The organism is Streptomyces sp. NPDC101132 (assembly GCF_044759225.1).
GTDB lineage: Bacteria > Actinomycetota > Actinomycetes > Streptomycetales > Streptomycetaceae > Streptomyces.
In genome coordinates this window covers 286,521-300,167 of sequence record NZ_JBIVYX010000005.1, presented here as the reverse complement: position 1 = coordinate 300,167, position 13,647 = coordinate 286,521, and the positions used below count along the sequence as shown (strand labels likewise).

At 74.9% G+C, this 13,647-nt stretch carries 15 protein-coding genes; 12 read left to right on the top strand and 3 right to left on the bottom strand.

Going from position 1 to position 13,647, the window contains the following annotated elements:
• The first annotated feature begins 210 nt into the window (after positions 1-210).
• The 7 genes from ACIQUR_RS14225 (at position 211) to tsaE (ending at position 7,845) form a co-directional block, all read left to right on the top strand.
• Positions 211-981: a hypothetical protein gene (locus tag ACIQUR_RS14225; protein ID WP_403663444.1), complete on the top strand. Its 771-nt coding sequence runs from the start codon at positions 211-213 to the stop codon at positions 979-981.
• A 201-nt stretch (positions 982-1,182) separates the two neighbouring features.
• A complete protein-coding gene (glmS, locus tag ACIQUR_RS14220; protein ID WP_403663441.1) occupies positions 1,183-3,030 on the top strand; it encodes a glutamine--fructose-6-phosphate transaminase (isomerizing) in 1,848 nt (615 codons plus the stop codon).
• Positions 3,031-3,040: 10 nt separating this feature from the next.
• Complete coding sequence (locus tag ACIQUR_RS14215) at positions 3,041-3,409, top strand: holo-ACP synthase (protein WP_403663438.1); 369 nt, start codon at positions 3,041-3,043, stop codon at positions 3,407-3,409.
• A 72-nt stretch (positions 3,410-3,481) separates the two neighbouring features.
• Complete coding sequence (locus ACIQUR_RS14210) at positions 3,482-4,909, top strand: NAD(P)H-hydrate dehydratase (RefSeq protein WP_403663435.1); 1,428 nt, start codon at positions 3,482-3,484, stop codon at positions 4,907-4,909.
• A gap of 129 nt (positions 4,910-5,038) precedes the next feature.
• The gene (gene alr, locus ACIQUR_RS14205; protein ID WP_403663432.1) at positions 5,039-6,175 is read left to right on the top strand and encodes an alanine racemase; all 1,137 of its coding nucleotides are present in this window, start codon (positions 5,039-5,041) and stop codon (positions 6,173-6,175) included.
• Between the two features lie 16 nt (positions 6,176-6,191).
• Positions 6,192-7,340: an alpha/beta fold hydrolase gene (locus ACIQUR_RS14200; protein ID WP_403663429.1), complete on the top strand. Its 1,149-nt coding sequence runs from the start codon at positions 6,192-6,194 to the stop codon at positions 7,338-7,340.
• On the top strand, positions 7,312-7,845 hold the full coding sequence (gene tsaE / locus ACIQUR_RS14195; RefSeq protein WP_403663426.1) for a tRNA (adenosine(37)-N6)-threonylcarbamoyltransferase complex ATPase subunit type 1 TsaE: 534 nt from the start codon (positions 7,312-7,314) through the stop codon (positions 7,843-7,845). Before ACIQUR_RS14200 ends, tsaE begins: the two co-directional genes overlap by 29 nt.
• A 26-nt stretch (positions 7,846-7,871) precedes the next feature.
• On the opposite strand, the gene ACIQUR_RS14190 is transcribed toward tsaE, so the two are convergent.
• The gene (locus tag ACIQUR_RS14190) at positions 7,872-8,063 is read right to left on the bottom strand and encodes a hypothetical protein (protein ID WP_403663423.1); all 192 of its coding nucleotides are present in this window, start codon (positions 8,061-8,063) and stop codon (positions 7,872-7,874) included.
• Between the two features lie 196 nt (positions 8,064-8,259).
• Positions 8,260-8,820, bottom strand: a complete 561-nt coding sequence (locus ACIQUR_RS14185) for a hypothetical protein (RefSeq protein ID WP_403663420.1) — start codon at positions 8,818-8,820, stop codon at positions 8,260-8,262.
• 111 nt (positions 8,821-8,931) lie between these two features.
• Here ACIQUR_RS14185 and tsaB point away from each other — a divergent pair, with 111 nt between their 5' ends.
• The 5 genes from tsaB to ACIQUR_RS14160 all read left to right on the top strand — a co-directional run bounded on the left by tsaB (position 8,932) and on the right by ACIQUR_RS14160 (position 12,407).
• Positions 8,932-9,594, top strand: a complete 663-nt coding sequence (gene tsaB / locus ACIQUR_RS14180) for a tRNA (adenosine(37)-N6)-threonylcarbamoyltransferase complex dimerization subunit type 1 TsaB (RefSeq protein ID WP_403663417.1) — start codon at positions 8,932-8,934, stop codon at positions 9,592-9,594.
• Positions 9,591-10,106 (top strand): ribosomal protein S18-alanine N-acetyltransferase, encoded by a 516-nt coding sequence (gene rimI, locus ACIQUR_RS14175; protein WP_403663414.1) that lies wholly within the window; start codon positions 9,591-9,593, stop codon positions 10,104-10,106. The genes tsaB and rimI overlap by 4 nt, the downstream gene beginning before the upstream one ends.
• Positions 10,090-11,220 carry a tRNA (adenosine(37)-N6)-threonylcarbamoyltransferase complex transferase subunit TsaD gene (tsaD, locus tag ACIQUR_RS14170; RefSeq protein ID WP_403663411.1) on the top strand — a complete coding sequence of 377 codons (1,131 nt, stop codon included), beginning with the start codon at positions 10,090-10,092 and terminating at the stop codon, positions 11,218-11,220. Before rimI ends, tsaD begins: the two co-directional genes overlap by 17 nt.
• Positions 11,217-11,483 carry a hypothetical protein gene (locus ACIQUR_RS14165; RefSeq protein ID WP_403663408.1) on the top strand — a complete coding sequence of 89 codons (267 nt, stop codon included), beginning with the start codon at positions 11,217-11,219 and terminating at the stop codon, positions 11,481-11,483. Before tsaD ends, ACIQUR_RS14165 begins: the two co-directional genes overlap by 4 nt.
• A 117-nt stretch (positions 11,484-11,600) precedes the next feature.
• On the top strand, positions 11,601-12,407 hold the full coding sequence (locus tag ACIQUR_RS14160) for a hypothetical protein (protein WP_403663405.1): 807 nt from the start codon (positions 11,601-11,603) through the stop codon (positions 12,405-12,407).
• Here ACIQUR_RS14160 and ACIQUR_RS14155 read toward each other — a convergent pair.
• Positions 12,346-13,626 carry a methyltransferase domain-containing protein gene (locus ACIQUR_RS14155; RefSeq protein ID WP_403663936.1) on the bottom strand — a complete coding sequence of 427 codons (1,281 nt, stop codon included), beginning with the start codon at positions 13,624-13,626 and terminating at the stop codon, positions 12,346-12,348. The genes ACIQUR_RS14160 and ACIQUR_RS14155 overlap by 62 nt on opposite strands.
• Positions 13,627-13,647 lie beyond the last annotated feature (21 nt).

Genomic DNA, 13,647 nt, shown 5'->3' with positions numbered 1-13,647 from the left:
GGGTGGTGGGCTCGGTCACTGGGCCTGGAGGGTTGTACGACGGGATGTACCGATCGTGCGGACGTGCTGTGACGCGATGGTCACGATTGCGGGGAGTCGCCGCAATCCGGGAGCGGGGGGCCTGCGGATCGAAGATCATCGTTCGGTCCGCGTGGGACGCGATGAACACCGCGCGGGGGGGATTCTTCAGACTTCATGAGAGATGGGTTCATGCGCACCGTCATCCGCCGTACCGCCGTAGCCGCCACCGCCGCCTCCCTGGCCCTGCTCGTGACCGCCTGCGGTTCCGACAAGCCGGACGCCGGGAAGGAGACGCCGGCCGGCGACAAGGGGGCGCGGAGCAGCGCCCCGGCCGCCGAGGCACTGACCACCGCCGAGCTGGAGAAGCTGCTCGTCGAGCAGGCCGACGCGCCGGACTACACGGTGAAGGCCGACGCCAAGGCCGCCAAGCCGGTCGTCGCCGCCGGCTCGGCCAAGGCCGACAAGGCCGCCTGTCAGCCGCTGGCCGACGCGATCGGCGGCACCATCGGCACGCCCGCCGGACAGGCCGTCCGCACGGCCGTGCTCACCCCGAAGGACTCCGGCAAGAAGCAGACCCCGGAGGAGAAGGCGCTCGCCGGGCTGAACGCCCTCAAGTCGCCCGCCACCCGGGTCCTGCTCGCCTCGTACGAGGGCGACGGCGCGTCCGAGACCCTGAACACCGTCAAGAACTCGGGCGGCGAGTGCTCCGGCGGCTTCTCCGTCACCCAGGACGGCGAGAGCAGCAAGTTCACCGCCGTCACCCCGCTCACCCTGGACGCCGCCGAAGGGGCCACCGCCTGGAAGCTGACCATGGACGTGGACGGCGACCCGGTCTCCTTCAACGTGGCCCTCATCCGCCAGGGCTCCACGGTCGCCAGCTTCTACACCTTCAGCCTGGGCGGCTCGGTCGAGGAGCTGCCGCTGAAGCTGGTCGACGCCCAGGAGAAGAAGCTCGCCTGAGCCGCGCTCCGCGCGACGCGGTGACGGCCGGCTCGCCGAGTGCCCGCCGGGCGGCTTCCGAGTGCCTGCGGAGCGGCTTCCCGAGCGCTCCGCCGGGCGGCTCGCCGGGCCGCTCCCGCGTCAACCCGCCCCGCCCGGGCCGTCGCCCGGGCGGGGTTTCGCTTCTTCGGCAGCCCGCCGCGAGCGCATAGGCTGCGGCGCATGTGCGGAATCGTCGGTTACGTAGGAGCGCAGTCCGCGCTCGAAGTCGTCATCGCAGGACTCAAGCGGCTCGAATACCGGGGTTACGACTCGGCCGGGGTCGCCGTGCTCGCCGACGGCGGCCTGGCCGCCGCCAAGAAGGCGGGCAAGCTCGTCAACCTGGAGAAGGAACTGGTCAGCAGGCCGCTGCCGACCGGGTCCACCGGCATCGGACACACCCGCTGGGCCACCCACGGCGGCCCCACGGACACCAACGCCCACCCCCACCTCGACAATTCGGGGCGCGTGGCCGTCGTACACAACGGCATCATCGAGAACTTCGCCGCGCTGCGCGACGAGCTGGCCGAGCGCGGCCACAAGCTCACCTCCGAGACCGACACCGAGGTGGTCTCCCACCTGCTCGCCGAGCAGTTCTCCTCCACCGGGGACCTCGCCGAGGCCATGCGGCAGGTCTGCCGGCGCCTGGAGGGGGCCTTCACCCTCGTCGCCGTGCACGCCGACGAGCCGGACGTGGTGGTCGGGGCACGGCGCAACTCCCCCCTGGTGGTGGGCATCGGCGAGGGCGAGTCCTTCCTCGCCTCGGACGTCGCCGCCTTCATCGCCCACACCCGGTCCGCCATCGAACTCGGCCAGGACCAGGTCGTCGAGCTGCGCCGCGAGGGCGTGACGGTCACCGGCTTCGACGGCGCGCCCGCCGAGGTCCGCGCGTACCACGTGGACTGGGACGCCTCCGCCGCCGAGAAGGGCGGCTACGACTACTTCATGCTCAAGGAGATCGCCGAGCAGCCCAAGGCCGTCGCGGACACCCTGCTCGGGCGGATCGACGCCAGCGGCACCCTCTCCCTCGACGAGGTGCGGATCCCCGACTCCGAGCTGCGCGAGGTCGACAAGGTCGTCATCGTCGCCTGCGGCACGGCCTACCACGCGGGCATGATCGCCAAGCTGGCCATCGAGCACTGGACGCGGATCCCCTGCGAAACGGAGCTGGCCAGCGAGTTCCGCTACCGCGACCCGATCCTCGACCAGCGCACGCTGGTCATCGCCATCTCGCAGTCCGGCGAGACCATGGACACCCTGATGGCCCTGCGCCACGCCCGCGAGCAGGGCGCCAAGGTGCTGGCCATCTGCAACACCAACGGCTCCACCATCCCGCGGGAGTCGGACGCCGTCCTCTACACCCACGCCGGGCCCGAGGTGGCCGTCGCCTCCACCAAGGCGTTCCTGACCCAGGTCGTGGCCTGCTACCTGGTGGCGCTGTACCTGGGACAGGTGCGCGGCACCAAGTGGGGCGACGAGATCCAGGCCGTCATCCGCGAACTGTCCGCCATCTCGGGGGCCGTGGAGCAGGTGCTGGAGACGATGGAGCCGGTACGGGAGCTCGCGCGCTCCCTCGCCGACAAGAACACCGTCCTCTTCCTGGGCCGGCACGTCGGCTACCCGGTGGCCCTGGAGGGCGCGCTCAAGCTCAAGGAACTCGCGTACATGCACGCCGAGGGCTTCGCGGCGGGCGAGCTCAAGCACGGGCCCATCGCGCTGATCGAGGAGGACCTGCCGGTGGTCGTGGTGGTGCCCTCGCCGCGCGGCCGCTCGGTGCTGCACGACAAGATCGTCTCCAACATCCAGGAGATCCGGGCCCGCGGGGCGCGCACCATCGTGATCGCCGAGGTGGGGGACGAGGCGGTGGTCCCGTACGCCGACCACCTCGTGCGCATCCCGGCCACGCCGACGCTGCTCCAGCCGCTGGTGGCGACGGTCCCGTTGCAGGTCTTCGCCTGCGAGCTGGCCACCGCCCGGGGCAACGAGGTGGACCAGCCGCGGAACCTGGCGAAGTCGGTGACGGTGGAGTGAGGTCGGGTTCGTGATCATCGGGGTGGGGATCGACGTCGCCGAGATCGACCGGTTCGAGGAGGCGCTGGCGCGTACGCCCGCCATGGCCGAGCGCCTCTTCATCGAGCGGGAGCTGCTGCTGCCCAGCGGCGAGCGGCGCGGCATCGCCTCGCTCGCCGCGCGGTTCGCGGCGAAGGAGGCACTGGCCAAGGCCCTCGGCGCGCCGCCGGGACTGCTGTGGACCGATGCCGAGGTGTACGTCGAGGACAGCGGCCGGCCGAGGCTGCGGGTGTCCGGCACCGTCGCGGCCCGTGCGGCGGCGCTCGGGGTGCGGTCCTGGCACATCTCGCTCAGCCACGACGCGGGCGTGGCCTCCGCGGTGGTGATCGCGGAGGGGTAGGGGTGCGGGGGGCTTTCGCCGTGGTGACCGGGGAGGGGCGGCAGGGTGGGCCGGCGTGCCAAGCTGGCGGGCATGCGTACCGCTTACAGCGTGGAGACCGTACGGGCCGCCGAGCGCGAGCTGATGGACCGGCTGCCGGAGGGTGCCCTGATGCAGCGCGCGGCGGCCGGGCTGGCCGCCGCGTGTGCCGGGCTGCTGGGACGGGTGTACGGGGCGCGGGTCGCCCTGCTGGTCGGGCCCGGCGACAACGGGGGCGACGCCCTCTACGCCGGTGCGCGGCTGGCCCGCCGCGGGGCCGGGGTCGTGGCGGTGCCGATGGATCCGGAGCGCGTGCACGAGGGCGGGCTGGCGGCGCTGCGGGCCGCGGGCGGCCGGCTTGCCGGGCGCCTTGAGGGACGGGTCGACCTGGTGGTCGACGGGCTGCTCGGGATCGGCGGCCGGGGTGGTCTGCGGCCCGCCGCCGCCGAACTGGCCCGGCAGGCGGCCGCGGCGCGGGAGGCGGGGGCGCTGGTCGTCGCCGTCGACCTGCCGAGCGGCGTGGACGCGGACACCGGGGAGGTGGCCGGAGACGCGGTCACCGCGGATGCCACGGTCACCTTCGGGGCCTGGAAGCCCGGGCTGCTGGTGGACCCGGGGGCCGGCCGCGCGGGTGCGGTCCGGCTGGTGCCGATCGGGCTGGAGCCCGGGGAGCCGCCGGTGCTGGAGGCGCTGCAGTACGCGGACGTGGCCGGGCGGCTGCCCGTGCCGGGTGCCGCGAGCGACAAGTACCGGCGGGGCGTCGTGGGCGTCGTCGCCGGGTCCGCGCGCTACCCCGGGGCGGCCGTGCTGGCGGTCGCGGGGGCGCTGCGCGGAGGTGCGGGCGCGGTCCGGTACGTGGGTCCCGCGGGCGACGAGGTGCTGGCCCGGTATCCCGAGACGCTGGTCCACGACGGGGCTCCGGGCAAGGCCGGGCGGGTGCAGTCCTGGGTCGTGGGCCCGGGCCTCGGGGACGACCGTTCGGCCGTGGGCGAGGTGCTGGCCTCCGACGTGCCGGTGCTGGTGGACGCGGACGGGCTGCGGGGCCTCGATCCGGATGCGGTGCGCGCGCGCCCCGCGCCGACGCTGCTGACCCCGCACGCGGGGGAGGCCGCGGCGCTGCTGGGCGTTTCCCGGGACGAGGTCGAGTCCGGCCGGCTGGCCGCGGTGCGCGAGCTGGCGGGGCGGTACGGCGCGGTGGTGCTGCTGAAGGGGTCCACGACGCTGGTGGCGGGGCCGGCCGGGGGCCCGGTGCGGGTCAACCCGACCGGTACGCCGTGGCTGGCCACCGCCGGGAGCGGTGACGTGCTGTCCGGGCTGGCGGGCTCGCTGCTGGCCGCGGGGCTGACGGCACCGGACGCCGCATCCGTCGCCGCCCACCTCCACGGCCTGGCGGCCCGCCTCGCGTCCTCGGGCGGGCCGGTGCTGGCGCACGAGGTGGCGGAGGCGCTGCCGCGGGCCTGGCGGGAGGCGGGGCGGTCGTAGGGCGGGGGACCCGGGTGGTGCCCCGGCCGCGGGGCCGGGTGCGGGCCCGCACCACCCCGCGCGCCACCCCCTACGGGACACGCGGCGCCCGGGCGGAGGGTGGCGGGGGGTTCTGAGAGACTGGGCGGGATGAACGAGACACCGCCGCGCGTCCGCGCCGAGATCGACCTGGCCGCCGTACGGGGAAACGTGCGCGCGCTGCGCGACCGGGCGCCCCGGGCCGAGCTGATGGCCGTCGTGAAGGCGGACGCCTACGGGCACGGGGCCGTGCCCTGCGCCCGCGCGGCGCTCGACGCCGGGGCCGGGTGGCTCGGGACCGCCACCCCGCAGGAGGCGCTGGCCCTGCGGGAGGCCGGGATCACCGCGCGGACGCTCTGCTGGCTGTGGACCCCCGGGGGGCCCTGGCGCGAGGCGATCGAGGCGGACGTCGACGTGGCCGTCAGCGGCATGTGGGCGCTGCGGGAGGCCGTGGCCGCCGCCCGCGCGGCCGGGCGTACCGCGCGCGTGCAGCTCAAGGCCGACACCGGGCTCGGCCGCAACGGCTGCCAGCCCGCCGACTGGGCCGAGCTGGTCGGCGCGGCGCTCGCCGCCCAGAGCGAGGGGACCATCCGGGTCACCGGTCTGTGGTCCCACTTCGCCTGTGCCGACGAGCCCGGCCACCCGTCCATCGCCGCTCAGCTCGCCCTCTTCCGCGACATGGTCGAGTACGCGGAGAAGGAGGGGCTGGAGCCGGAGGTGAGGCACATCGCCAATTCCCCCGCGACGCTGACCCTCCCCGAGACCCACTTCGACCTGGTGCGCACCGGCCTCGCCGTGTACGGCGTGTCGCCCGCTCCCGAGCTGGGCACCCCCCGCCAGCTGGGCCTGCGCCCGGCCATGTCGCTCAAGGCGTCGGTCGCCCTGGTCAAGGCCGTCCCCGCGGGCCACGGCGTGAGCTACGGACACCACTACGTCACCGGGCACGAGACCAACCTGGGGCTCATCCCGGCCGGGTACGCCGACGGCATCCCGCGGCACGCCTCGGGCCGGGGCCCGGTCCTCGTCGGAGGAAAGGTGCGGACGGCCGCCGGCCGGGTGGCCATGGACCAGTTCGTGGTCGACCTGGGCACCGACACGGTGGGCCCGGGCGACGAGGCGGTCCTGTTCGGCCCCGGCGACGGGGGCGAGCCCACGGCCGAGGACTGGGCGCAGGCCGCCGGCACCATCGCGTACGAGATCGTGACGAGGATCGGGGCGCGGGTCCCGAGGGTCTACCTGAACCCCTGAGCAGAGGTGAGGTGCCGTGAGCGAGAACTGGCGCAAGGCCGGCGTGGCCGGCGCCGCGATCGGCGTCATAGCCGCCGGGGCGGCGGCCGGGGTGGCCGTGGAGCGGCTGACCGTCGGCCGCGGCATGCGCAAGAAGGCCCGACTCGCCCTGGACGCCTCGGGCCCGTACGGATCCCTGCGCGGCACGCCCGGCAAGGTGCGCGCCGACGACGGCACCGAGCTGTACTACGAGGTGGACGAGGCCCCGGAGGCCAAGCGCTCCCGCTTCCGCCGCAAGGCGGCGCCGACGGTGGTCTTCTGCCACGGCTACTGCCTGAACCAGGACTCCTGGCACTTCCAGCGCGCCGACCTGCGCGGGCTGGTGCGCACGGTCCACTGGGACCAGCGCAGCCACGGCCGCTCCGACCGGGGGCTGGCGCAGGCCGACGGCAGCCCGCTGACGATCGAGCAGCTGGGCCGGGACCTCAAGACGGTGATCGACGCGGCCGCGCCGGCAGGCCCGCTGGTGCTGGTCGGCCACTCCATGGGCGGGATGACGATCATGGCGCTCGGGGAGCTGTTCCCCGAGCTGGTGCGGGACCGCGTGGTCGGCGTGGCCTTCGTGGGCACCTCCAGCGGCCGGCTGTCGGAGGTGACGTACGGGCTTCCGGCGGCCGGTGTCGGCGTGGTGCGCCGCGTGCTGCCGGGGGTGCTGCGCGCCCTGGGCGCGGAGGTGGAGCTGGTCGAGCGCGGCCGGCGGGCGACGGCCGACCTCTTCGCCGGGATGATCAAGCGGTACTCGTTCGGTTCGAAGGACGTCGACCCGGCGGTGTCCCGCTTCGCGGAGCGGATGATCGAGAACACCCCGATCGACGTGGTCGCGGAGTTCTACCCGGCCTTCCAGGAGCACGACAAGACGGCCGCCCTGGCGAACTTCGGCCACGTGCCGGTGCTCGTGCTGGCCGGCGACAAGGACCTGATCACCCCCTCCGGGCACAGCGAGATCATCGCCGAGCACCTGGCGGACCCGGAGCTGGTGGTCGTACCGGACGCGGGGCACCTGGTGATGCTGGAGCACCCGGAGACCGTCACGGGGCGGCTCAGGGAACTGCTGGCACGGGCCGGCGCCCTTCCGGCAGCGGCTAACGTGGGCGCTTATGGAAGCACCGCACATCCGGCCCGCTGAGGCCGAGCCCCGGCCGGCCACCCGGGTCACCGTCGACTCTCCCGAGCGGATGCAGGAACTGGGCCGGCGGATCGCCGGGCTGCTGCGCCCGGGCGACCTCGTGCTGCTCACCGGCGAGCTGGGCGCCGGCAAGACCACCCTGACGCGCGGCCTGGGCGAGGGCCTGGGCGTGCGCGGGGCCGTGACCTCCCCGACCTTCGTGATCGCGCGGGTGCACCCGTCGCTGGTCGACGGTCCGCCGCTGGTGCACGTGGACGCGTACCGGCTGGGCGGCGGTCTGGACGAGATGGAGGACCTGGACCTCGACGTCTCGCTACCGGACTCCGTGGTGGTCGTGGAGTGGGGCGACGGCAAGGTCGAGGAGCTGTCCGACGACCGGCTGCACGTGGTGATCGCCCGGGCGGTCGGCCACGAGGAGGTCCTGGACGACGTGCGCGAGGTGTCGGTGACCGGCATCGGCGCGCGCTGGGCCGACGGCCGGCTGGCGGAGCTGGCGGAGGTCTGATCCCGTCCCGCGTGGCGGGCTCGGGGTCAGGCGGCTTCCGGGGGTGCCGGGGCCGTCTCCTCGGCTGCGTCCGGGGCGGGTGCGGGCCGGCGCGGCGGTGTGGAGACGGCGGTCGCCGCGGCCAAGGACGCCAGCAGGTCCCGTACCGACGGGCCGTCCAGGGGCGCGGCGCGGCGCGGCGTGCGGTCGCCGTGGGATTCTTCGCGCTCTGCGGGCATGGCTGCCTCCTGGCCGATGCCGAAGTTAGGGTGCCCTAACCAGGTCTCGCTACCATGTCACCACGCGCGCCCGTACCCGCGCAATATCTTGCCGACGACTTGTCGGAAACGATGCGGGGACGACGGAAGGGCCCGGGCGCGCGCGCCCGGGCCTGTCGTCCGTTCGAGTGGAGTCGGGTGATCTCCGCCGGGGCCCCTACGGGACCACGACCACCTTCGAGCCGATCGTCGCGAAGGTCCACATCGCGTCGCCGTCGGCGCGGCTCATCCGGATGCCGCCGGTCTTCCGGGACGGGTCGGGCTCCGGCAGCCTGCCGTCCACGCGCGCGCTGAAGCCGATCGCGACGCCGGCGGAGCTGGCGAACCGTACGACGTGCTCGATCGGCACACCGTCGGAGCCCGTCACCTGACCCGAGCGGGAGGTGACGGTGTACGAGCCCGGCGCGGGGTGGACGGTCGAGGGCACCACGGTGAACGTCTTCGGCTTGCGGCCGGCCTCGCCGACCAGCCAGACCCGCTTCGTGCCGACCGCGTACACGACCCGTACGCCCGTGCCGGAGTTCGCGGGCAGCGCGAACTCCTGCTGCTTGCCCTGGGAATTGCCGGTGCCCTTGTCGGGCGTCACCGTGCCCGGCTGCTGCGGTGCCACGGCGCGCATGGCGGGTGCGCTCGCCGACGCCTGGTAGGCGAGGAAACCGACGGCGGCCACCGCCGCGGCCGTGAGCCCGGCCACGATTCCCGAGCTGCTGCGTGCCACCCTGTCCCACCTTCGCGCCGCACACCGTCAATGCCTGTGGTGACGGTAGCAGCCGGGGTCCCCGGGAACGGGCCCGCCATCGCCCGGTCCCCGGAGTCGTAGGCTGTTCGCGTGCTCTTGCTCGCTGTGGATACCGCTACTCCCGCCGTCACCGTCGCCCTGCACGACGGCCGGTCCGTCGTCGCCGAGGCCCACCAGGTCGACGCCCGCCGTCACGGGGAGCTGTTGCTCCCGTCCGTCGACCGGGTGCTCGCCGAGGCGGGGCTGAAGCTCGACGCCGTCACCGGCGTCGTGGTCGGCGTCGGCCCCGGCCCGTACACCGGCCTGCGCGTCGGCCTGGTCACGGCCGCGACCTTCGCCTCCGTGCTCGGCGTGCCGGTGCACGGCCTGTGCACGCTCGACGGCCTCGCGTACGCCGCGGGGCGGGCGGGCGTCGAGGGCCCCTTCGTCGTGGCGACCGACGCGCGGCGCAAGGAGGTCTACTGGGCCCGTTACGAGGACCCGCGCACCCGGACCGGCGGCCCCGCCGTGGACCGCCCGGCCGAGATCGCCGAGCAGGTCGCCGGCCTGCCCGCGGTCGGCGCCGGCGCCCTGCTCTACCCCGAGGTCTTCCCGGACGTCCGCGGGCCCGAGCACCAGTCGGCCGCGGCCCTGGCCTCGCTCGCGGCGGAGAAGCTCGCCGCGGGGGAGGAGTTCCTGCCGGCGCAGCCGCTCTACCTGCGCCGTCCCGACGCCCAGGTCCCGAAGAACTACAAGGTGGTCACCCCCAAGTGACCGCGGGCACTGCCGTACTGCGCGAGATGCGCTGGTGGGACATCGAGCCGGTGCTGGAGCTGGAGCACGAGCTGTTCCCCGAGGACGCCTGGTCCGCCGGGATGTTCTGGTCCGAACTCGCCCACGCCCGCGGCCCGCAGGCCACCCGCCGCTACGTCGTGGCGGAGGAGCCCGCGGCGGACGGGGGCGGCCGGATCGTCGGGTACGCCGGCCTGGCCGCCGCCGGCGACCTGGCCGACGTACAGACCATCGCCGCCGCCCGCGACCAGTGGGGCACCGGGCTCGGCGCCCGCCTGCTGACCGACCTGCTGCGCGCCGCCACCGCCTTCGAGTGCGCCGAGGTGCTGCTGGAGGTGCGGGTGGACAACACCCGCGCCCAGCGGCTGTACGAGCGCTTCGGCTTCGAGCCCATCGGCTTCCGGCGCGGCTACTACCAGCCCGGCAACGTCGACGCGCTGGTGATGCGACTCTCCGACCCTGCTACTTCCGTACGAGATGAGAACCATGGCTGACGAACCGCTCGTCCTCGGCATCGAGACCTCCTGCGACGAGACCGGCGTCGGCATCGTCCGCGGCCACACCCTGCTCGCCGACGCCGTCGCCTCCAGCGTCGACGAGCACGCCCGCTTCGGCGGTGTCGTCCCCGAGGTCGCCTCCCGCGCGCACCTGGAGGCGATGGTCCCCACGATCGAGCGCGCGCTGAAGGAGGCCGGGGTCTCCGCCCGCGACCTCGACGGCATCGCGGTCACCGCGGGGCCCGGCCTCGCGGGCGCGCTGCTGGTCGGCGTGTCGGCGGCGAAGGCGTACGCGTACGCCCTCGGCAAGCCGCTGTACGGCGTGAACCACCTGGCCTCCCACATCTGCGTGGACCAGCTGGAGCACGGCGCGCTGCCCGAGCCGACGATGGCGCTGCTGGTCTCCGGCGGCCACTCCTCGCTGCTGCTGGCCCCCGACATCACCTCGGACGTCCGGCCGCTCGGCGCGACCATCGACGACGCGGCGGGCGAGGCCTTCGACAAGATCGCCCGCGTGCTGGACCTCGGCTTCCCGGGCGGCCCGGTGATCGACCGGCTCGCCAGGGAGGGCGACCCGAACGCGATCGCCTTCCCGCGGGGCCTGACCGGTCCGCGCGACGCGGCGTACGACTTCTCCTTCTCCGGCCTCAAGACGGCCGTGGCCCGCTGGATCGAGGCCAAGCGGAACGCCGGCGAGGAGGTGCCGGTGCGCGACGTGGCCGCGTCCTTCCAGGAGGCGGTGGTCGACGTGCTGACCCGCAAGGCGATCCGCGCGTGCAAGGACGAGGGCGTGGACCACCTGATGATCGGCGGCGGGGTGGCGGCCAACTCCCGGCTGCGTTCGCTGGCGCAGGAGCGGTGCGACGACGCGGGGATCATCCTGCGCGTGCCGCGCCCGAAGCTGTGCACGGACAACGGCGCGATGGTCGCGGCGCTGGGTGCCGAGATGGTCGCGCGCGGGCGGGCGGCCTCGGACTGGGACCTGTCGGCGGACTCCTCGCTGCCGGTGACGGACCCGCACGTGCCGGGGGAGTCGCACGGGCACGGTCACGGGCACGGTCACGACCACGACCACGTGCACGAGCTCAGCAAGGACAACCTGTACTCATGAGCACCGTCGCGCTGATGTGGGAGGCCCGCGCCGTCGAGGGGCGCGGTGCCGAACTCCTGGAGTGGGCCCGGGCGCAGGCCCAGGTGCTGGCCGGGGAGCCGCTGCGGCACGAGGTGTTCCGCGCGCCGCAGGACCGGGTGCTCGTGATCACCTGGTGGGCGGCGGAGCTCGGGGACGGGCTGCCCGAACTGCCGGAGCCGGCGGCGGACCTGATCACGCGTCCGGTGCACCGGTGGCGGTTCGAGTCGGTCGACGGGGGCTGACGGCCGCGGCGGTGCCCGCGGGGCCGGCCGGCCCCGCGGGCCGGCGGGGCCTGCGGCGGTGGTCCGGCGGGGGCCGAGAGTCGACGGTGGGCGGCGGAGGGCCGTTAAGGTCGGCGCATGCGCCGTCGTGATCTTCCTCCGCCGCCGCCCGCGCTCATATCGCCCTGGCCGGACGCGACCGCGGCCCGGGCCGAACGCGGCCGGATCCTCGGGGAGCTCGTACGGCACAGCCTGGGGCTCTGGACCCTGCTGGCCCTGTGGACGGTGGCCGGGGTCTGCGCCCTCGGCTGGTCGTTCGTCGGGATGGCGCTGATGTCCTTCGAGCGCGGCGGCGGGGAGAACCTGCTCGGGCTGCTGTTCCTGGTGCTCGGTACGGGCGTGCTCGTGCCGGGCGGCCTCCTGCTGGCCGCCGGGGCGCGCCGGGACCGCCGGGTGCGGCTGCTGCTGGGGGCGTGGGCCGCGTCCGGGCACGATCCCGTGACCGACCCGGGGCACCGGGCGGCCGGCCGGAGCCTGGGCTGGCTGCTGGCCTCCTTCGGGGTGTGCGCGCTCGGCCTGTGGGTGACCTTCGGGGTGGCCATGGGCGCGGCTCCGGGTGGGGCCGGTTCGGGGAGGGTCGCGTACTGCATGGGCCTGGGCCTGATCCTGTGGATCACCGGGCTGCTGGGCGTGGCCAAGGCGGCCGTGCACTACCGGTGGGCGGTACGGGCCTTCGCGCGGCCGGGAGCCCGGTCGGCGGGCGCTGCCGCCGGCTTCGGGGGCGCCGCCCCGGCGGGGCCCGGTACCGCCCCGGCGGCGGGCGGACCGAGCGGCACCGCGCCGGCCGGGCCGACGGGCACCGCGCCGGCCGGGCCGGATCCGGTCACGGGCGGGACTGTGCCGGAGCGCCGATCAGCACCGTCGGAGCCCCCGCCACGCGGGTGAGGAAGACGGTGGCGGAGTTCCGGCCCTGCGGCTTGACCTTCCTGCGCAGTTCCTCGGGCTCGACCGCGGAGCCGCGCTTCTTGACCGTGAGGATGCCGACCTCGCGCTCGCGCAGCAGCGCCTTGAGCTTCTTCAGGTTGAAGGGCATCACGTCGGTGATCTCGTACGCCGTGGCGTAGGGCGTGGGCCGCAGCTCGTCCGCGGTGACGTAGGCGATGGTCGGGTCGATCAGCCGGCCGTCCAGCTCGGCGGCGACCTCGGCGACGAGGTGGGCGCGGATGACGGCGCCGTCCGGCTCGTACAGGTAGCGGCCCACGGGACCGGGCTGCGGGTCCGGCAGCGGGTCGGCGGTCCGCAGGGAGGTGCCGCCGGGGAGCAGCGTGGCGCGTACGGAGCCGGGTCCGGTGCCGAACCAGAGCACGGCCTCCTTCACGTCCCCGCCGTCGGAGATCCACTCGGCCTCCGCCTCGGCGGGCACGGCCTCGTGGGGGATGCCGGGAGCGATCTTGACGGCCGCGTGGCGCGCCGTACGGGCGGCGGTCACGGCCCAGGAGAGCGGCGGGGAGTAGGCCTCGGGGTCGAAGGTGCGGCCGCGGCCGCCGCGCCGCGCGGGGTCCAGGAAGACCGCGTCGTACCCGGCCGTGTCCACCTCCGTCACGTCCGCCTCGCGCACCTCGATCAGCTCCGACAGGCCCAGCGCCGCGGCGTTGGCCCGGGCGACCGCGCAGGTCAGCGGGTCCCGGTCGACGGCGAGTACGCGGATCCCGGCGCGGGCCAGGGCCAGGGCGTCGCCGCCGATCCCGCAGCACAGGTCGGCGAGGCTGCGTACGCCGAGGGCGGCGAAGCGCTCCGCGCGGTAGGCGGCGACGGTGGCGCGGGTGGCCATCTCGACGCCGCCGGGGGTGAAGTACATCCGGTACGCGTCCTCGGCGCCGAACTTGGCGACGGCGCGCTGGCGCAGCCGGGCCTGGCCGAGGGCGGCGGAGACCAGCTCGGCGGGGTGGTCGCGGCGCAGCCGGGTGGCGGTGGCCAGCTCCTTCGCGGGGTCGTGGTCCCGCAGCGAGTCGAGCAGGGCGCGGCCCTCGTCGGTGAGCAGGGCGGCGAAGGAGTCGAGGTCGTTCACCGGCCCATTGTCGGCCAGTCGGTGGAAGGTGCGCTCCCGCCCGAGGTGTCGTGGGGGTGTGGCGGCTGTCGGATGACAGGATCCGGCGCCATGCAGCTAGTAGGAAAAAAGGAACAA